13 protein-coding genes are annotated in these 19238 nt (G+C 72.1%); 1 reads left to right on the top strand and 12 read right to left on the bottom strand.

Annotated features, from left to right (window positions below):
- Positions 1-57: 57 nt before the first annotated feature.
- From ABZ370_RS07365 to proB, 4 genes are all read right to left on the bottom strand, one after another.
- Positions 58-717 carry a hypothetical protein gene (locus ABZ370_RS07365; RefSeq protein ID WP_358617735.1) on the bottom strand — a complete coding sequence of 220 codons (660 nt, stop codon included), beginning with the start codon at positions 715-717 and terminating at the stop codon, positions 58-60.
- A 105-nt stretch (positions 718-822) separates the two neighbouring features.
- Positions 823-2127: a glutamate-5-semialdehyde dehydrogenase gene (locus ABZ370_RS07360; RefSeq protein ID WP_358617732.1), complete on the bottom strand. Its 1305-nt coding sequence runs from the start codon at positions 2125-2127 to the stop codon at positions 823-825.
- Positions 2128-2232: 105 nt separating this feature from the next.
- Entirely contained in the window at positions 2233-2724 is a 492-nt protein-coding gene (locus ABZ370_RS07355) for a hypothetical protein (protein ID WP_358617729.1), read from the bottom strand.
- Between the two features lie 259 nt (positions 2725-2983).
- Positions 2984-4144: a glutamate 5-kinase gene (gene proB, locus ABZ370_RS07350; protein ID WP_358618348.1), complete on the bottom strand. Its 1161-nt coding sequence runs from the start codon at positions 4142-4144 to the stop codon at positions 2984-2986.
- 373 nt (positions 4145-4517) lie between these two features.
- On the opposite strand from proB, the gene ABZ370_RS07345 reads away from it, so the two are divergent.
- On the top strand, positions 4518-6605 hold the full coding sequence (locus tag ABZ370_RS07345) for a hypothetical protein (RefSeq protein WP_358617726.1): 2088 nt from the start codon (positions 4518-4520) through the stop codon (positions 6603-6605).
- A 144-nt stretch (positions 6606-6749) separates the two neighbouring features.
- Here ABZ370_RS07345 and obgE read toward each other — a convergent pair whose 3' ends face one another.
- The 8 genes from obgE to rodA all read right to left on the bottom strand — a co-directional run bounded on the left by obgE (position 6750) and on the right by rodA (position 19217).
- Entirely contained in the window at positions 6750-8183 is a 1434-nt protein-coding gene (obgE, locus tag ABZ370_RS07340; protein WP_358617723.1) for a GTPase ObgE, read from the bottom strand.
- A gap of 137 nt (positions 8184-8320) precedes the next feature.
- The gene (gene rpmA / locus ABZ370_RS07335) at positions 8321-8578 is read right to left on the bottom strand and encodes a 50S ribosomal protein L27 (protein WP_009717948.1); all 258 of its coding nucleotides are present in this window, start codon (positions 8576-8578) and stop codon (positions 8321-8323) included.
- A gap of 14 nt (positions 8579-8592) precedes the next feature.
- Entirely contained in the window at positions 8593-8913 is a 321-nt protein-coding gene (rplU, locus tag ABZ370_RS07330; RefSeq protein WP_358617720.1) for a 50S ribosomal protein L21, read from the bottom strand.
- 256 nt (positions 8914-9169) lie between these two features.
- Positions 9170-13237, bottom strand: a complete 4068-nt coding sequence (locus tag ABZ370_RS07325; RefSeq protein ID WP_358617717.1) for an Rne/Rng family ribonuclease — start codon at positions 13235-13237, stop codon at positions 9170-9172.
- Between the two features lie 224 nt (positions 13238-13461).
- Positions 13462-14241, bottom strand: a complete 780-nt coding sequence (locus ABZ370_RS07320) for a TIGR03936 family radical SAM-associated protein (protein WP_358617714.1) — start codon at positions 14239-14241, stop codon at positions 13462-13464.
- A 160-nt stretch (positions 14242-14401) separates the two neighbouring features.
- On the bottom strand, positions 14402-16327 hold the full coding sequence (locus tag ABZ370_RS07315; protein WP_358617712.1) for a TIGR03960 family B12-binding radical SAM protein: 1926 nt from the start codon (positions 16325-16327) through the stop codon (positions 14402-14404).
- 70 nt (positions 16328-16397) lie between these two features.
- A complete protein-coding gene (locus ABZ370_RS07310; protein ID WP_358617710.1) occupies positions 16398-18023 on the bottom strand; it encodes a CYTH and CHAD domain-containing protein in 1626 nt (541 codons plus the stop codon).
- A gap of 60 nt (positions 18024-18083) precedes the next feature.
- The gene (rodA, locus tag ABZ370_RS07305; RefSeq protein ID WP_358618346.1) at positions 18084-19217 is read right to left on the bottom strand and encodes a rod shape-determining protein RodA; all 1134 of its coding nucleotides are present in this window, start codon (positions 19215-19217) and stop codon (positions 18084-18086) included.
- Positions 19218-19238: the final 21 nt, after the last annotated feature.

Genomic DNA, 19238 nt, shown 5'->3' with positions numbered 1-19238 from the left:
GCTACGGGGACGCGGCGGGGGGTGTGACGCACCACTCCCTCACCACGGACCGCGCCGTCACGGGGAGCGCGGCACGACGGAGGCGGGCGGCTCCTCGCGCTCGGCAGCCGTGGAGGGCACGGACGGCACGGTCGGTACGGAACGCACGGCCGGTTTACCGCCCGGCCGCGCCGATGGCGTGCCGTCGACCCCGCTGGTGGCGGGCGGCGGGGACGGGTCCTGGCGGTTGCCCGAGGTACCCCGGTAGACCGCCGTGAAGGCCAGCGCGACCACCCCGATGCCCATCAGGACGGCCAGCAGCCAGGCCACCGGGCGATGCCAGCGGGCATGGCCTCGGTAGGGCCGCCCGGCGCTCCCGTAGCGCCCGTACGGCCCGTAGGCGCCGCCCAGCTCCCGGCCGGGGCCGAAGCGGCCGTCCGGGTCGGCATAGTCGTCGTACGGGCCGTCCCCGAATTCGCCGTCGGGACCGTACGCGTCGTCGAACAGCTCGTCCTCGGGGGAGCCCCCGGCTCTGCTGCGCCGGGACGCCTCGGCATCGGCACGGGCCTGCGCGGCGGCCAGCATCCGTTCGACGGCGGTGGGTTCATGGATGACGGCGGACCGTACGAAGTCCTCGTCGAAAACCACGGTGGCGAACTCGTCGTTCGCCTCCCCGTGGCTGCGGTCCTCGGGTTCGTCGCCGTTCGGGAACGGCTTGCCCCCCACGTCGTCCGGCACCCATTCAGAGTAGACCGGACGGGTCAATTTGGGCAGGGCAAAATGGTATTCGGGGGAAGATCCACCCGTTGATCTCCGGGTTCGCTCATCCCCCGAACGGGTGACTCAGCGGGTGTGTCCGTCGCCGGTGACGATGTACTTGGTCGACGTCAGCTCGGGCAGTCCCATCGGTCCCCGGGCGTGGAGCTTCTGGGTGGAGATGCCGATCTCGGCGCCGAAGCCGAACTGACTGCCGTCCGTGAAGCGGGTGGACGCGTTCACGGCGACCGTGGTGGAGTCCACCAATTGGGTGAAGCGGCGGGCGGCCGCCTGCGACGTCGTGACGATGGCCTCGGTGTGACCGGAGGACCACAGTCCGATGTGGGCCACCGCGGCCTCCAGGGAGTCCACGACCGCCGCGGCGATGTCGTACGACAGGTACTCGGTCTCCCAGTCCTCCATCGCCGCCGGGACGACCGTGGCCTTCGTCCCCTCGGCCTCGGCCAGCGCCAGCACCCGTTCGTCGGCGTGCACCGTGACGCCCGCCGCCGCCAGCGCGTCCAGGGCGCGCGGCAGGAACTCCGCGGCGATGTCCTGGTGCACCAGCAGCGTCTCCGCCGCGTTGCACACGCTGGGGCGCTGGGCCTTGGAGTTCACCAGGATGTCCACGGCCATGTCCAGATCGGCCTGGGCGTCCACATACACATGGCAGTTGCCGGTGCCGGTCTCGATGACCGGAACCGTCGACTCCTCGACCACCGTACGGATGAGCGAGGCACCGCCTCGCGGAATCAGCACATCCACCAGGCCGCGGGCGCGCATCAGCTCACGCACCGACTCCCGGCTCTCCCCCGGCACCAACTGAATGGCGTCCGCGGGCAGTCCGGCGCCGCCCACGGCGTCCCGCAACACCTTCACCAGCGCGCTGTTCGAGTGATACGCCGACGAAGAGCCGCGCAGCAGTACGGCGTTGCCCGACTTCAGGCACAGCGCCGCCGCATCCACGGTGACGTTCGGGCGGGCCTCGTAGATGATGCCGACGACGCCCAGCGGGACGCGCACCTGGCGCAGGTCGATGCCGTTGGGCAGGGTCGAGCCGCGCACCACCTCGCCGACCGGATCGGGCAGCGCGACCACGTCGCGCACATCGGAGGCGATGGCCCGCACCCGCTCCGGGGTGAGGGTCAGCCGGTCGACGATCGACTCGCTCGTGCCCGCCTCCCGGGCCCGCTCCACATCGTGGGCGTTGGCCTCGACGATCTCCTTCGTCCGCACCTCCAGCGCGTCGGCCATCGCCAGCAGCGCGTCGTCCTTGAGGGCGCGCGGCAGTGGGGCGAGGTCGACGGCCGCGGCTCGTGCCCGGTAGGCGGTCTGGAGGACGGGAGACTTCGGCCAAGGGTCGGTGAGCGGCGACGTGGGTGCGCTGGTCATGCAGGCAGCCTACTGAGCCGAGCGCGGCCGGCCCTCAGGTATTCCGCTCTTCGAGATGGCCTTCTCACATCTCGAAGCACCGCACCGGCTCTTCAGCGGGCCGCCTCAGAACGGGTGCACGCCCACCGGGGAGGCCGGCGGCGGCCCGTACCCCTCCGCGATGCGCTGGTGATACGTATCACGGTCGATGACCTCAAGGCCCACGATCTCCCACGGCGGCAGCTTGGCCGTGGAACGGTGCTCACCCCACAGCCGCAGCGCCACCGCCGCCGCGTCGTGCAGATCACGCGCCTCTTCCCAGTAACGGATCTCGGCGTGATCGTTGGCGTAGCGGCTGGTCAGCAGGAACGGATGGTCATGGGCCAGCTGCTCCAGAGCCCGCCGGACCTCCCGCAGCGGCGCCTCGGTACCCGAGACGCTCAGAGTGATGTGCCACAGCCGGGACACCTCGACACGTCGCTTGCCCTGCGTCGGCGCGTCATCCGTCCCGGCGTCGCCCGACCCGGCGCCGTTCACGCCGACACCGTTCAACCCGACACTGGTCAGGGTGCGCTCCGCCGCCCCTCGGGGCGGCGCCCCCGGGCGCCCTCGTCTCACCGGCGGCCTCCTGTAGCTCGCTGCTCCGCTCACGCGCGGGCGGAGCACTGTGGCGATGGTGCCGTACTCCCACCGCGGGCCCGCTGCCCGCGCGACCCCGTTGAACAAAGTTGACCAGTCCTCGCGCGGCCGCGGGGCGTTTTTGCGGAAGGTAAGCCCCCTTTTTTCGGGGGCTCGGCTCGCCTCCGGGGCGCGGAACCCGGTCACGCGAGGCAACCCGCCAACCCGCTTGGAACCCATGGGGAACCCAAGCGGAACGTCATCCGGGTCGGTGGAGCACCACCAGGTCGTCCCGATGCACGACCTCACGCTCGTAAGCGGGGCCCAGCTCGCGGGCGAGGTCTCGGGTCGACCGGCCGATCAGCCGCGGGATCTCCTTGGCGTCGAAGTTCACCAGTCCACGGGCCACCGCGTGGCCCTCGGTGTCGCGCAGCTCGACCGGGTCCCCGGCGGTGAATTCGCCCTCCACCGCCGCGATCCCCGCGGGCAACAGCGAGGTGCGGCGCTCCACGACGGCCCGCACCGCCCCGTCGTCCAGGGTGAGCGCGCCGCGCGGCTCCGAGGCGTGGGCGAGCCACAACAGGCGGTCGGCCGAGCGGCGGCCGGTGCGGTGGAAGTACGTACCGGTGGGACGGCCCAGCAGGGCGTCCCCGGCCCGGCTGGCGGAGGTGAGCACCACGGGAACCCCGGCCGCGGCGGCGATCCGGGCCGCCTCGACCTTGGTGACCATGCCGCCGGTGCCGACTCCGGCGCGGCCCGCGCTGCCGATCGAGACTCCGACGAGGTCCCCCGGGCCCCTGACCTCGTCGATGCGCGAGGCGCCGGGGGCCCTGGGGTCTCCGTCGTAGAGCCCGTCCACATCGGAGAGCAGCACCAGCAGATCGGCCCGTACGAGATGGGCGACCAGGGCCGCGAGCCGGTCGTTGTCCCCGAACCGGATCTCGTCGGTGGCCACGGTGTCGTTCTCGTTGACGATCGGCAGGGCGCCCATTGCCAGCAGCTGGTCCAGGGTCCGGGTGGCGTTGCGGTAGTGGGCGCGGCGGCTGGTGTCGTCCGTGGTGAGCAGCACTTGGCCGACCCGGCGCCCGTAGCGCGCGAAGGAGGCGGTGTAGCGGGCCACCAGCAGGCCCTGTCCGACGCTCGCGGCGGCCTGCTGGCGGGCGAGGTCGCGGGGGCGCCGCTCCAGGCCCAGGGGGGCGAGTCCGGCGGCGATGGCCCCGGAGGAGACGAGCACTATCTCCTTGCCGTCCGCAGCACCGGCACCGACCCCGGCACTGGCACCGGTCCCGCTCATGTCCTGGCCGAGCACCTTCGCGAGCACGTCCACCAGCGCGTCAACCCGGTCCGCGTCCAGCCCCCCTGCCGCGGTGGTGAGGGAAGACGAACCGATCTTGACCACGATCCTGCGGGCCGCGGCCACCTCGTCCCGTACCGCCGACCCGTCGTGCACTGCCACGCCTCTCCCCTGCTCATCCCGGGATGGTCCCCGGCTCTCACGCACACCTCGCGGAACGCGTGTCCCGCACACTCACATCATGACAAGGGGGCAATCTACGTGAGCCGGGCCCATGGCCGCCCGGCCATTTCACCGCCGTGACGGGCCGCCCTCCAGAGCCTGAGGTCTCGGGAAGATCGCGGAGAGATCACCGTGAGATGGCGGTGCGGCGCCGGGAGATCGTTTGAACCCGTTTAAGGGCGGTTGGCACCTGCGCAGATTGTCACCGGGCCAGAGCGCGGCATACGGTCAGGGGTCCCCCCACCCGCCCATCGCCCTCCCGCCAGGAGCCCAACCCGTGCCCTCAGCCGGATTCGCCCCACGCCGGGTCGTACAGCTCACGGCGCTGCTCGCCATGGTGGTGTTCTTCACCACGCAGCTCGTCGGCGCCGTGCTTCCGAACGTACCGCTCTTCATCGCCGCCTCGGCGTGCGGCCTCGCCCTCGATATCTTCCTGCAGCACAAGCAGCCCGGTCTGCTGTCGCTGCTGGGCAAGGTCCGCTTCGACATCACGGTGCGCCAGCTGTTCCGCGACATGCTCATCATGGTCGGACTGCTGCGGATAGAGGGAATCAATCCGCTCCACGAGCAGGCGCCGCTGACCGTCGGGCTGCTGCTGTTCTACGTCGTGCACTTCGCCTGCCAGGCGGCCGCCATAATGGTCCGCCGCACCCGGCAGCTGCCGTTCGTCACGCGCAACATCGACGCGTCCGCGCTGCGGCTGAGCGACGCCCCGCCGCGGCTGTTCTCCCGCCAGCACGGCCGCCGCATCCTGCGGCTCGCCGCCCCGGCCACCGCCGGACTGCTACTGACCGCCGGTACCAAGGACGCCGTCTGGGGCGCCGTCGGCCTCTCGATCGCCCTGCTGATCGGCATCGTCGGCACCGTCCACCTGGGCACCTGGCTGCTGCCGCGCAAGCGCGCGGTGAGCGAGGCGAAGGCCCTGGAGTGGCTCGACACCTGGCTGGCCGACTACCGGCCGACCGTGGGTATGTACTTCTCCGGCGGCACCAGCTCCGCGTACCAGGCGAACATGTGGCTCTCCACCCTCGCCTCGCTCGACGGCAACCCCATCATCGTGCTGCGCGAGCGGTTCATGGTGCAGAAGATCGACGCGACGGACATCCCGATCCTCTGCCTCCCCAAGGTCGCCCACCTGATGCGCATCGAGCACTCGACGCTCAAGGTGATGCTGCACCCGGCCAACTCGGGCAAGACCTCGCAGGTGCTGCGCATCCCCTCGATCAAGCACGCGTTCATCAACCACGGCGAGAGCGACAAGCTCTCCAGCTGCAACCCGTACGCCAAGGCGTACGACGAGGTGTGGGTCGCGGGCCCGGCCGCGCGCGACCGCTACCAGCTCGCCGACATCGGCGTCGAGGACAAGGACGTGGTCGAGGTCGGCCGCCCGCAGCTGGCGCCGATCCGCCCCTACGCGGGCGTACCGACCGGCGCGTACACCACCGTGCTGTACGCGCCGACCTGGGAAGGCTGGGACGGCAACCCGGGCAACACCTCGGTCATCCTGGCCGGGGAGAACATCGTCCGCGAGCTCCTCGCCGACCCCAAGGTGCGGCTGCTGTACAAGCCGCACCCGATGACCGGCTCCGTCGACCGGCGGGCCGGCCTGGCCGACGACCGCATCAGGGCGATGATCGCCGAGGCGAACACCCGGCGCGGCGGGGCCCGTCAGCCCGCCGAGGCCGCGGCCGAGCTGAACCGGCGCACCGAGGAGCTGAACCAGCTCACCAGCACCGCCTTCCGCCGCAGCGCGGACGAGATCGAGCGCATGAGGCTCCAGGGCGCCCCGGACGACAACCGCGCCGCGGGCGTGGCGGCGGCCACCGCCGCCTGGGAGAGCGCCTACTGGGCGTCGCTGCCGGACTGGGAGCACCAGATCGTCACCGGGCCGCGCCCGGCCATCTTCACCTGCTTCAACCAGGCCGACGTGCTGATCAGCGATGTGTCGAGCGTCGTCTCGGACTACCTGACGAGCGAGAAGCCGTACGCGGTGGCGAACACCAGCGGGCTGACCGAGGAGGAGTTCCGGGCGAACTTCCCCACGGTGCGCGCCGCCACGATCCTCGCGCCCGAGGCGTCGGAGGTTCCGGAGCTGCTGGAGACCGTCCGCGACCCCGAGAAGGACACCCTCGCGGCCGCCCGCGCCGAGCTGAAGGTGCATCTGCTCGGGCCGTCCGACCCGCCGTCCCTGGCGCGCTTCGACGGGGCCGCGCAGACGCTGTGCGACAAGGCCGACGAGCGGCGGGCGCGGATGGCCACCCGACTGACGGACGAGATCCCGTCGCAGCGGGAGGCCCGGGACGCGGCCGAGGAGGCGGAGCTCGAGGCCGGACCGTCGGAGCCGGAGGAGACGGCGACGGTCTGAGACCATCTCACGCGCCACGGCGCGCGTAAGGGCCCGGGAGCATCGCTCCCGGGCCCTTGTCGTGAAACCAGCCGCTCGCGGCCGACAGGGGCCGTCAGGGCCCGTGACGGGGGCAGTCCATCCCCATCCGGGCCCGAAGGCCGCCTAGAACGGCTTGAACGACTCGTACTCCTCGTCCGCGTCGTCCCGCTCCGCGTCCCGGTCGCGGCGCCGCTGCGCCGCCGGGCGGGGTTCCTCGAAGCGGTGGTCCTCACCGCGGCGGCCCAGCATCTCGGCACCCGACGCGAGTGTCGGCTCCCAGTCGAAGACGACCGCGTTGTCCTCGGGGCCGATGACGACCTCGTCGCCCGCGCGGGCGCCCGTCTTGACGAGCTCCTCCTCGACGCCGAGGCGGTTCAGCCGGTCGGCGAGGTAGCCGACGGCCTCGTCGTTGGAGAAGTCGGTCTGCCGGACCCAGCGTTCGGGCTTCTCGCCCACGACGCGGTAGAAACCGTCCTCGGCGACGACCTTGAAGCCCGCGTCGTCCACGGCCTTCGGGCGGATGACGATCCTGGTCGCCTCGTCCTTCGGCTTGGCCGCCCGCGCCTGTCCGACGATGTCCGCGAGGGCGAACGACAGCTCCTTCAGCCCGAGGTGGGCGACGGCCGAGACCTCGAAGACCTGGTAGCCGCGGGCCTCCAGGTCCGGACGGATGATGTCGGCGAGGTCCTTGCCGTCGGGGACGTCGACCTTGTTGAGGACGACGAGCCGGGGCCGGTCCTCCAGGCCGCCGTACTCGGCGAGTTCGGCCTCGATGACATCGAGGTCGGTCAGCGGGTCGCGCTCGGACTCCAGGGCCGCGGTGTCCAGGATGTGTACCAGCACCGAGCAGCGCTCGACGTGGCGCAGGAACTCCAGCCCCAGGCCCTTGCCCTGGCTGGCGCCCGGGATCAGGCCGGGCACGTCCGCGATGGTGTAGACGGTCGAACCGGCCGTCACCACGCCGAGGTTGGGCACCAGCGTGGTGAAGGGGTAGTCGGCGATCTTCGGCCGGGCGGCCGAGAGCACCGAGATCAGCGACGACTTGCCGGCGCTCGGGTAGCCGACGAGGGCCACGTCCGCGACGGTCTTCAGCTCCAGGACGACGTCCCCGGTGTGGCCCGGCTCGCCCAGCAGCGCGAACCCGGGGGCCTTCCGGCGGGCCGAGGCGAGGGCCGCGTTGCCGAGGCCGCCGCGGCCGCCCTGGGCGGCGATGAAGGTGGTGCCCTCGCCGATCAGGTCGGCGAGCACGTTGCCCTTCTTGTCGAGGACGACGGTGCCGTCCGGAACCGGCAGGACCAGGTCGCTGCCGTCCTTGCCGGAGCGGTTGCCGCCCTCACCGGGCTTGCCGTTGGTGGCCTTGCGGTGCGGGCTGTGGTGGTACTCCAGCAGCGTGGTGACCGACTGGTCGACGACCAGGATCACATCGCCGCCCCGGCCACCGTTACCGCCGTCCGGGCCGCCGAGCGGCTTGAACTTCTCACGGTGTACGGAGGCGCAGCCGTGGCCTCCGCTACCCGCGGCGACGTGCAGCTCGACGCGGTCCACGAAGGTGGTCATGACGGGTGCCTCCAGATACGTACGGGTAAGTGTTTCGTCGTTACCTGCGTAACGCGCCGAGGGCGGACCCGCTTCCCCGTCACGGGGAAGAGCGGTCCGCCCTCGGAAAGGTGTGTGGCGTCGTGCCGGTGCCGTGATTACTCGGCGACCGGAACGATGTTCACGACCTTGCGGCCACGGTGGGTGCCGAACTGCACCGCACCGGCGGCCAGCGCGAACAGAGTGTCGTCGCCGCCGCGGCCGACGCCCGTGCCCGGGTGGAAGTGCGTGCCGCGCTGGCGGACCAGGATCTCACCCGCGTTGACGGCCTGGCCGCCGAAGCGCTTGACCCCGAGCCGCTGGGCGTTGGAGTCGCGACCGTTCCGAGTGGACGATGCGCCCTTCTTATGTGCCATGTCTCCTCAGTCCCTTACTTCGCAGCCGAGTCGATGCTGGTGATCTTCAGCGCGGTGTGCAGCTGACGGTGGCCGATCCGCTTCCGGTAACCGGTCTTGTTCTTGTACTTCAGGATGTCGATCTTGGCACCCTTGTGGTGGTCCACGACCTCGGCCTGAACCTTCACACCGGCCAGAACCCACGGATCGCTGGTGACGGCATCGCCGTCGACAACGAGCAGAGTCGAGAGGGCGACAGTGTCGCCGACCTTGCTGGTTCCAATGCGGTCGACCTCGATGACATCGCCCACGGCTACCTTCTGCTGGCGGCCGCCGGTGCGCACGATTGCGTACACGCGGTTCTCACTCTCTCGCTAGTAAACGGGACCTCTGATGCCAGCCGCTCCACATGACCCCATGAAGGTCATGACAACCGAGTGATTCCCCGAATGACTTCTCGCGGTTCAGCACCGGCCGAGCGGCCTCTCCCGCGAAGCGGAAGGGATGTGCTCAGGGGCTTGGCGTAGGACGCCGAGGGTCAAGGTTACCAGAGGCCGGAGGCCGCCTACGCACGTGCGCGGGCAGCCTCCGGGCTCTCGTTCTGCGTCCTGCTCAGTCGTCGGCGGAGGCCGAGACCGACTGCGGCGTCTGCTGCTCCGCCGCCGCGGTCTTCTTCGACGCCGCCTTCTTGGTGGTCGTCTTCTTCGCCGTCGTCTTCTTCGTGGTGGCCTTCTTGGCCGCCGTCGTCTTCGACGCGGTCTTCTTCGCGACGGTCTTCTTGGCGGCCGTCTTCTTCGCCGGTGCCTTCTTGGCCGTCTTACGGGCCGTCTTCTTCGCGGGTGCCTCGGCCTCGCCGTCGGCCTCCGGCTCCGACTCCGGCTTCGGGTCCGACTCCGGCTCCGCCGCGGGAGCGCTGACGACCACCACGGCGGCATCCTCGGAGCCCGTGGGCGAGCCCGCCGGAGCGGTCGCCTTCCGGGTCGCCCGGCGGCGCGTACGCGGCGCGGGAGCGGCCTCCACGGCGGCCTCCGGCTCGGCGGCGGGAGCGGCGGCCTCGGGCGCCTCGGCGGGCGCCTCCGGCTTCGGCTCGTCCGCCACGACGACCACGGCCTCCGGCTGCTGCTCGGCGCTCTTCGGCGCACCCGCCGGAGCGGACACCTTGCGCGTCGCCCGGCGCCGGGGACGCCCACGGCCCGCGGCCGCCTCGGCCTCGGCGGCGCTGCTGTACAGCTCCTCGTCGACCGCGAAGGCCGGCTCCGGCAGCGCCTTCGGCTGCGCGACCTCCGCCGCGACCTCCTCGGCGGCCTCGGGCGCCTCGGCCTCGGCCACGGCGGTCTCCTCCGGCGCGGGCGCCTGCTGGCCGCCGGACTTCTTCTTCTTGCGCTTGCCGCCGCCACCGCCGCCGACCACCGTCGGCTGCTCCATGTGGACGATCACGCCGCGGCCGTTGCAGTGGACGCAGGACTCGGAGAACGACTCCAGCAGGCCCTGGCCGACCCGCTTACGGGTCATCTGGACCAGGCCGAGCGAGGTGACCTCCGCGACCTGGTGCTTCGTACGGTCCCGGCCCAGACACTCCAGCAGCCGCCGCAGCACCAGATCGCGGTTGGACTCCAGCACCATGTCGATGAAGTCGATCACGATGATGCCGCCGAGGTCGCGCAGCCGCAGCTGGCGCACGATCTCCTCGGCCGCCTCCAGGTTGTTCCTGGTGACCGTCTCCTCCAGGTTGCCGCCCTGGCCGGTGAACTTCCCGGTGTTGACGTCGACGACGATCATCGCCTCGGTCCGGTCGATCACCAGGGAGCCGCCGCTGGGCAGCCAGACCTTGCGGTCCAGCGCCTTCATCAGCTGCTCGTCGATCCGGTACGTGGCGAAGACGTCGACGTCCGAGTTCCACCTCTGCAGCCGGTCGGCCAGGTCGGGCGCGACGTGCGAGACATAGCCGTGGATGGTCTCCCAGGCGTCCTCACCGCTCACGATGACCTTGGAGAAGTCCTCGTTGAAGATGTCGCGGACGACCCGGACGGTCATGTCCGGCTCCCCGTAGAGAAGCGTCGGAGCGTTGCCGCTCTTCGCCTTCTTCTTGATCTCTTCCCACTGCGCCTGCAGCCGCTGGACGTCGCGGGCAAGCTCGTCCTCGCTCGCGCCCTCCGCGGCGGTGCGGACGATCACGCCCGCGTCCTCGGGGACGATCTTCTTGAGGATCTGCTTCAGCCGGGCGCGCTCGGTGTCGGGCAGCTTGCGGCTGATGCCCGTCATGGAGCCCTCGGGGACGTACACCAGGTAGCGGCCGGGCAGGGAGACCTGGCTGGTCAGCCGGGCGCCCTTGTGGCCGATCGGGTCCTTGGTGACCTGGACGAGCACGGACTGCCCGGACTTCAGGGCGGTCTCGATACGGCGCGGCCCGCCGGTGAGCCCCAGCGCCTCGAAGTTGACCTCGCCCGCGTACAGCACGGCGTTGCGGCCCTTGCCGATGTCGACGAAGGCGGCCTCCATCGACGGCAGCACGTTCTGGACCTTGCCCAGGTAGACGTTGCCGACGTAGCTGGTGGCCTGCTCCTTGTTGACGAAGTGCTCGACGAGGACGTTGTCCTCCAGCACGCCGATCTGGGTGCGCTCGCCGTTCTGCCGGACGACCATCACCCGCTCGACCGCCTCGCGGCGGGCCAGGAACTCGGCCTCGGTGATGATCGGCACCCGGCGGCGGCCCTGCTCGCGCCCCTCGCGGCGGCGCTGCTTCTTCGCCTCCAGACGCGTCGAGCCCTTGATCGACTGCACCTCGTCCACGCTGGACTCGGTGTCCTTCGCACGCCGCTCGCGCGGCTCCCGGACCTTGACGACCGTACGCTCCGGGTCGTCACCGCCCGACTCCCCGTCGGCGCCGTCCCCGCTGCGACGGCGGCGACGGCGGCGGCGACGGCTGCTGCTGGAGCCGCCACCGGCGGACTCACCGGCGTCGGCGGACTCCTCGTCGGCGCCCGGCTCCTCGCCGGTCTCGCCCTCGGCCTGCGCCTCGTCGTCGTAAGCGCCGTCCTCACCCTCGGAACGGCCCTCGGCGCCCTCGGCGTCGGCGGCCTCGCCCCGGCGGCGGCGACGGCCACCACGGCGACGGCGGCGGGCCGGGCGGTCGCCCGACTCGTCGTCGCCCTGCTCTCGGTCGGCCGGACGGCCGTCCTGCTCGGCGTCCTCGGTCTCGTCGGCGGGCTCCTCGGCCTCCGCCGGGCGCTCCTCGACGGGCTCGCCCCGGCGGCGCCGGCGGCGGCGGCCGCCCGCGGCGGGGGCCACCGGCTCGGCGGTCGCCGTCGTGCTCTGCTTCTCGGTCGCGCCGGTTTCCTGAGTGTCCTCGGTCTCCTCGGCCTCGTCGGCCTCTTCCGCGGCGGACGCGGCGGCCTCGGCGGCGGCGCTCTCCGGGGTCTGGAAGACCGGCTCGGTGAAGACCGGCGCCTGGAACACCGCTGTCGGCGGGCGGGCGGCCCGGCGGCGGCCACCGCGCGGCGCGGTCTCCGGCTCGCCCTCGGGCTCGGCGGCGCCGTCGGCGGCCCGCTGCTCGGGCTGCTGCTCCTCGGCGGCCGTCTTCCGGGTGGCGCGGCGGCGGGCACGGGAGCGCGGCGCCTCTTCGGCGCTCTCCTCCGTAGCGGCCTCGGCGGCCTCCGGGGCGGGCTCTTCGGTGGCCTCGGCGGCCTTGGCCGCGGCGGCGGCCGTCTTACGGGTCGCCCGGCGGCGGGTACGCGGCGCCGGAGCGGCCTCCGCGGAGGCCTCGGCTTCGGCGGCGGCGGGCTCGGCGGACACGGGCTCGGCCGGAGCGGTCTCGGCGGCCGGGGCCTCGGCACCCGGCTCGTCGGCGGCGGCCTCCGGCGCACCGGCCGGGGCGGACGCCTTACGGGCGGCACGGCGGCGCGTACGGGCACGGGGCGCCTCGTCGGCCGGGGCATCGGCTGCGACTGCGGCTGGGGCGGTGCTCTCGTCGCCACTGCCACCAGCGGCCGCCGCAGACGACGCGTCCACGTCGGAGGGCTCCGCCTGCGGGGCGCCCTCCGGGGCCGCTGCCTTGCGCGTCGCCCGACGGCGTGTACGGGCGGGCGGGGCGGACTCGGCGGCGGCCTCGGCCGGTTCCGCGGACGCTTCCGCGGCGGTCTCCTCCACCGGCACCACCGTCTCGGCGGCCTCCGGCGCGGCGGCCGGGGCGGTCACCTTACGGGTGGCCCGGCGGCGCGCACGGGCGGGCAGAGCGGGCTCCGACGCGGCGGCCGGGACCTCGGCGGGCTCGGCGGCGCGGGGGGCGTCCGCCGGGACCACGGTCTCCGCGGCCTCCGTCGCACCCGCCGGGGCGGTGGTCCTGCGCGTCGCCCTGCGACGCGCACGGGCGGGCGGAGCGGCGGAAACGCTGTCACCGTCGGAGGCCTCGGACGCGGCGGACACGGACACGGCTGACGCCTCCGCGGCGGACACGGCCGCACCGGCGGCGATCGACTCGGCCGGTATGGCCGGTACGGCGGGCGCGGTCACCTCGGCGTCGCTCACGCCGCCCACCGGCGGACCGGCGGGCCGGGAGGCCGCACGGCGGCGGCGCGGCGGCAGGGTGTCACTGGGTGAGAGGGAATCCCCGGGGGCGGCGACGCGCTGCGCGGCTTGTCCCTGGGGCTGGATAGGTTCGGTCGGCTCAATGGGCTCGAGCATGCGGGCGGTTCTCCCGTCACGCTCCCGGGCGCCGCGCCTGCTTCCGGCCGAACCTCACGCGCTGCGCGGGTTCCGCCGTCCGGGGCGCGGGCGCCGCACGGGAGCTGTCGTATCGCTCGCCGGGCCGGTTTTTCAGGGCCGGGACCGGCGAAAGTCTCCTGGTCAGTGCGCCTGCCGGACCCGGGTGGCTCCCAAGTGCCTGGGCGGCGCGTCGACGGCGGTCCTTACGCGGAACCTTCCGGCGCCGCCATCGCGGCGGTCAGCTCGGCGGCCGTGGGTGGGGCGGCCTGAACTGCCTCGCGATCGGGCGCGAGCGGGTCGGTCACCGTGCCGGACTCCTCATCGAGCAGCCCCTGCGCCAGCCTGGTCACCGCTGCGGGGACCGGCGGCGCCAGGTCGGCCGTGGCGCGGAGACCGGACAGGACGTCGTCGGGTCGAACGGCAGGTGTCAGATGCCGTACTACCAGCCGCAGTATCGCACAGCCACCGTCGCCAGGCCTATCGCCCCGACCTGCGACCGCTTCCAGGCGGGCCACCGCGGCGCGGGCGTCGAAGGTGCGCATGCCGTTTTTCGTCCGGCGCTCCACCTCGACGGCCTCTGCCTCCAGGAAGGCGGCCACGGCCCGTTCGGCGTCCGCCGGGGCGACCCGGTCGAGCCGGATCTCCCATACGGAGGCCTGGAGCCGGTCGGCGAGCCCGGAGGTGCGGGCCTCGACGGCGTCGGTGACGTCGAGTCCGTCGGGCAGCGACTCGTTGAGCAGCGTCCGCAGCGTCTCGGGGTCCCGCACCTCGGTGAGCTGGATCTCCAGGTACTCGGCCTCACTGCCGGTGCCGGTGGGTGCGGCATTGGCGTACGACACCTTGGGGTGCGGGGTGAAGCCCGCCGAGTACGCCATGGGCACCTCGGCGCGGCGCAGCGCCCGCTCGAAGGCGCGCTGGAAGTCGCGATGGCTGGTGAACCGGAGGCGGCCGCGCTTGGTGTAACGCAAACGGATGCGCTGCACCGCGGGTGCGGGCGGCGGGCCTTCGGGCTGTCGCTTGCCCAGGGGTCTGTCTCCTTGTTTTTCTTCGCTTCTCCGGCGCACGGGCCTGTGCGGGCCCGTGCGCCTTCCAGCGTACTTTGTGACCGGCCGGTTGCCCGAGGGCTACGTCACGACCGAAGGGCTACTTCACGACCGACAGCGGCAGCAGCTTGCGGCCGGTGGGGCCGATCTGGATGGACGTGTCCATCTGCGGGCAGACGCCGCAGTCGAAGCACGGGGTCCAGCGGCAGTCCTCGACCTCGGTCTCGTCGAGCGAGTCCTGCCAGTCCTCCCACAGCCAGTCCTTGTCGAGACCGGAGTCGAGGTGGTCCCAGGGCAGGACCTCCTCGTAGGTGCGCTCACGGGTGGTGTACCAGTCGACGTCCAGGCCGACCTCGGGCAGGGTGCGCTCGGCGCACTCCATCCAGCGGTCGTACGAGAAGTGCTCGCGCCAGCCGTCGAAGCGGCCGCCGTCCTCGTAGACGGCGCGGATGACCGCGCCCACCCGGCGGTCGCCGCGCGAGAGCAGGCCCTCGACGATGCCGGGCTTGCCGTCGTGGTAGCGGAAGCCGATCGAGCGGCCGTACTTCTTGTCGCCGCGAATCCGCTCGCGCAGCTTCTCCAGCCGCGCGTCGGTGTCCTCGGCGCCGAGCTGCGCCGCCCACTGGAACGGGGTGTGCGGCTTGGGGACGAAACCGCCGATCGAGACGGTGCAGCGGATGTCGTTCTTGCCGGACACCTCACGGCCCTTGGCGATCACCTTGGTCGCCATGTCGGCGATCTGCAGCACGTCCTCATCGGTCTCGGTCGGCAGGCCGCACATGAAGTACAGCTTCACCTGCCGCCAGCCGTTGCCGTACGCGGTGGACACCGTACGGATGAGGTCCTCTTCCGAGACCATCTTGTTGATGACCTTGCGGATGCGCTCGGAACCGCCCTCGGGGGCGAAGGTGAGGCCCGAGCGGCGGCCGTTGCGGGTCAGCTCGTTGGCCAGGTCGATGTTGAAGGCGTCCACCCGGGTCGACGGGAGGGACAGGCCGATCTTGTCTTCCGTGTACCGGTCGGCGAGGCCCTTGGCGATGTCGCCGATCTCGGTGTGGTCGGCGGAGGAGAGCGACAGCAGGCCGACCTCCTCGAAACCGGTGCTCTTCAAGCCCTTTTCGACCATGTCGCCGATGCCCGTGATGGAGCGCTCGCGCACCGGGCGGGTGATCATGCCCGCCTGGCAGAAGCGGCAGCCCCGGGTGCAGCCGCGGAAGATCTCCACCGACATCCGCTCGTGCACGGTCTCGGCGAGCGGCACGAGCGGCTGCTTGGGGTACGGCCACTCGTCGAGGTCCATGACGGTGTGCTTGGAGACACGCCACGGCACGCCCGAACGGTTCGGCACGACGCGGGAGATGCGGCCGTCGGCCAGGTACTCCACGTCGTAGAACTTCGGCACGTAGATGCTGCCGGTGCGGGCGAGACGGAACAGCAGCTCGTCGCGGCCGCCGGGGCGGTCCTCGGCCTTCCAGGCGCGGATGATCTCGGTCATCTCCAGGACGGCCTGTTCGCCGTCGCCGATCACCGCGCAGTCGATGAAGTCCGCGACCGGCTCCGGGTTGAACGCGGCGTGGCCGCCCGCGACCACGACCGGGTGGTCGACGGTGCGGTCGGCGGCGTCCAGCGGGATGCCCGCGAGGTCGAGCGCGGTGAGCAGGTTGGTGTAGCCCAGCTCGGTGGAGAAAGAGATACCGAAGACGTCGAAGGCGCTGACGGGGCGGTGCGCGTCCACGGTGAACTGCGGCACCTTGTGCTCGCGCATCAGCTCTTCGAGGTCCGGCCAGACGCTGTACGTACGCTCGGCGAGCACGCCCTCGCGCTCGTTGAGCACCTCGTAGAGGATCATGACGCCCTGGTTGGGCAGCCCGACCTCGTAGGCGTCGGGGTACATGAGCGCCCAGCGGACGTCGCACTCATCCCACGCCTTGACAGTGGAGTTGAGCTCGCCGCCCACGTACTGGATCGGCTTCTGCACATGGGGGAGCAGAGCCTCGAGCTGTGGGAAGACCGACTCGACAGACATCAGTAACCTTCGTGCGCGGACAGGGGTGACCCTCAAGCGTACCGGTCCCGCCGGGGCCGTTACGCCACGGTCATGGCTCCAGCGCCGCCCGGTGCTCCCGGCGGGAGACCTCGGCCCACAGACCGGGCAGTTCGCGCTCGCGGTCGGCCGCCCGGGCCTCCTCACGGCCGTGGAGCAGTCCGAGGGTGAAGGTGGACTCCCCCGCCGCGTGCGCCTGGATGGCCAGCTCGCGGAGCGCCTCCCGCGCGACCACGCTGTCCTGGTGGTCGCCGAGCAGCTCCTGCACCTCGGTCATGAGCCCCGCGAACGCCTTCGCGGGCGCCCCGAGCGCCGGGCGGGCGGCCTCGGCGGCGTAGCGGGCCCGTTTGGCGTCCTTGCGGGCCTCGTGCAGGACGACGTCCCGGTCGGGCCCCGAGGGGGCGTCCAGGACCGGCTCCAGGCGGTCCGCGAGCCGTTCGTAGTCGCGCAGCACGGCCTTGCGGATCACCTCGGCGGCCGGGCGGGCGGCGGCCGGGCGCAGCGGCGGGTCGGCCAGGAGCGCGTCGAGGGTGTCGAGCAGCGCGAGGTGGCGCTCGCCGTCCAGGACGCCGATCAGCCGGTCGCGGGAACCGGTGCGGCGCGCGTGCGACCAGATCTGCAGCCGGGCGGCGACGGGCCCGAGCCGCAGTTCGACGGGCACCTCGGAGAGCCGTTCGCCGATGCGTGCGGTGAGTACTTCGCGGTCCCGGTCGATGCCCAGCTCGGCGGCCAGCCACTTCAGCTCGGCGCCGATGGGGTCGGTGACGGTGCGGTCGAGGACCTTGCGGTACGAGCGGAAGGCGCTGCGCAGCCTCCGGGTGGCGACCCGCATGCGGTGTACGGAGTCGTAGGTGTCCAGGCGTACGGCGGGGTCGAGGGTGACGATCGTGGTGATCTGGCGGCGTACGTAGTCCAGGACGATGTCACCGGCGGTGGCCTCGGCCGTCTCCTTCCCGGCGTCCTTCTTGCCGGACTTCTGGCCGGACTTTTCGCCGGACGTTTTGCCGGACTTTCCGCCGGACTTCTTGCGGGACTTCTTCTCAAGCTTGTGGCCGCCCTCGCGCGGGGCGGTTTCGGCCAGGGCCCGGGCGAGCTTGGAGGGGAGGTCGGCGCGGCGCAGCCCGGCGTCCGTCAGATGCGGCTCCAGGGCGTCGAGCAGCGCGGGATCGCCGCCCTCGGCGAGCTCCACCTCGACCTCGGTCCAGCTCACCGGGTCGCCGGGGACGGGGGCCAGTCGGCGCGCGGTGACCTGGTCGGCGGACAGCTCGGCGAGCAGCGTGCCGTCGCTGTCCACGAGGTGCCGGACGTTCCGCTCCGACAGCAGGTGGACGAGGGGCACCAGGCCGGTGCCGCGGACGCGGGAGCGTACGAGGCCCGCGAGGTGCGCGGGCAGGGTGTCCGAGAGCGGGGCGCGGATCTCGTCCCGTACGTCCGGCCCCACCGGCAGCTTGAGGTGCCACCCGGCGTCGTCGCCCCCGGTGCGGCGGCGCAGGGTGATGCCGTCGGCGGCGAGCCGCTGTCCGGGGGTGTCGTAGTACGTGGCGTCGAGCGTGACGGCGCCCTGGTCCCTCACCTGCGCGATTCCGGCGACCCCGGCCAGCTCGGGGAGGCCGCCGGATGTGGTGCCGTCATCGGTGGTTTCGTACTTGCGTTCGATCTCCCGCATGATGTCCACCATGTGGTGAATGTAGTCGCCCGGGACGCTTCGCGGGAGTCCCCCGCGTCCCCCGCGTGCTGGTCAAGCCGATACGGGCCTCTGCACCCGGATGGACTGGAGCAGCCCGATCCCGATCCATACGGCGAACATCGACGAGCCTCCGTAGGAGACGAAGGGCAGCGGCAGACCGGCCACCGGCATGATGCCCAGCGTCATGCCGATGTTCTCGAACGACTGGAACGCGAACCAGGCGATGATCCCGGCCGCGACGAGCGTCCCGTACAGCTCGGTGGTGCCCCGCGCGATCCGGCAGGCGCGCCACAGGACGACGCCCAGCAGCACGATGATCAGGCCCGCGCCGAGGAAGCCCAGCTCCTCCCCCGCGACCGAGAAGACGAAGTCCGTCTGCTGCTCGGGCACGAACTGACCGGTGGTCTGGGTGCCGTGGAAGAGCCCCTTGCCGGTGAGGCCGCCGGAGCCGATCGCGATGCGCGCCTGGTTGGTGTTGTAGCCGACGCCCGCCGGGTCCAGGGCGGGGTTGGCGAAGGCGGCGAAGCGGTCGATCTGGTACTGGTCGAGGATGTGCAGCTGCCAGATCAGCAGCGCACCGACCACCGCGGTGGCGATCAGCCCGGCGATCCAGCGGTTGGACGCGCCGGAGGCGAGGAGCACCGCGAGCACGATCACCGCCATGACCATCACCGAGCCGAGGTCCGGCATCAGCATGACGATCGCGATGGGCAGCGCGGCCAGACCGAGCGCCTGGACGACGGTGCGGTGGTCGGGGTTGAGCCGGTCGCCCGCGTCCACGCGCGCGGCCAGCAGCATCGACATGCCCAGGATGATCGTGATCTTGGCGAACTCGCCGGGCTGGAGGGAGAACCCGGCACCGATCACGATCCAGGCGTGCGCGCCGTTGATGGTCGAGCCCAGCGGGGTGAGGACGGCGAGGACGAGGATGACGGACAGGCCGTACAGCACCGGCACCGCGCCGCGCAGGGTGCGGTGGCCGAGCCAGACGGTGCCGATCGCGAGCAGCAGCCCGATGCCGGTGTTCATGGCGTGCCGGACCAGGAAGTAGTACGGGTCGCCCTGATTCAGCTCGGTGCGGTTGCGGGTCGCCGAGTAGACCAGGAGGGTCCCGATCGCGGACAGCGCCAGGCAGCTGAGCAGCAGCACCCAGTCCAGGCGGCGCACGAGCGAGTCGCGCGCCATGAGCTTGCGCCAGGTGCCGCG

It is taken from the genome of Streptomyces sp. NPDC005962 (assembly GCF_040629205.1).
Taxonomy (GTDB): Bacteria; Actinomycetota; Actinomycetes; order Streptomycetales; family Streptomycetaceae; genus Streptomyces.
Note: the sequence above shows the minus strand (reverse complement) of the source record. Positions and strands in the feature narration are given on the sequence as shown.

What these genes read in the sequence shown, in the direction of transcription:
- ABZ370_RS07360 (WP_358617732.1), bottom strand. Translation starts at nt 2,127, where the DNA reads ATGACCAGCGCACCCACGTCGCCGCTCACCGACCCTTGGCCGAAGTCT.
- obgE (WP_358617723.1), bottom strand. Translation starts at nt 8,183, where the DNA reads ATGACCACCTTCGTGGACCGCGTCGAGCTGCACGTCGCCGCGGGTAGC.
- rpmA (WP_009717948.1), bottom strand. Translation starts at nt 8,578, where the DNA reads ATGGCACATAAGAAGGGCGCATCGTCCACTCGGAACGGTCGCGACTCC.
- ABZ370_RS07325 (WP_358617717.1), bottom strand. Translation starts at nt 13,237, where the DNA reads ATGCTCGAGCCCATTGAGCCGACCGAACCTATCCAGCCCCAGGGACAA.
- ABZ370_RS07315 (WP_358617712.1), bottom strand. Translation starts at nt 16,327, where the DNA reads ATGTCTGTCGAGTCGGTCTTCCCACAGCTCGAGGCTCTGCTCCCCCAT.
- ABZ370_RS07310 (WP_358617710.1), bottom strand. Translation starts at nt 18,023, where the DNA reads ATGGTGGACATCATGCGGGAGATCGAACGCAAGTACGAAACCACCGAT.
- rodA (WP_358618346.1), bottom strand. Translation starts at nt 19,217, where the DNA reads ATGGCGCGCGACTCGCTCGTGCGCCGCCTGGACTGGGTGCTGCTGCTC.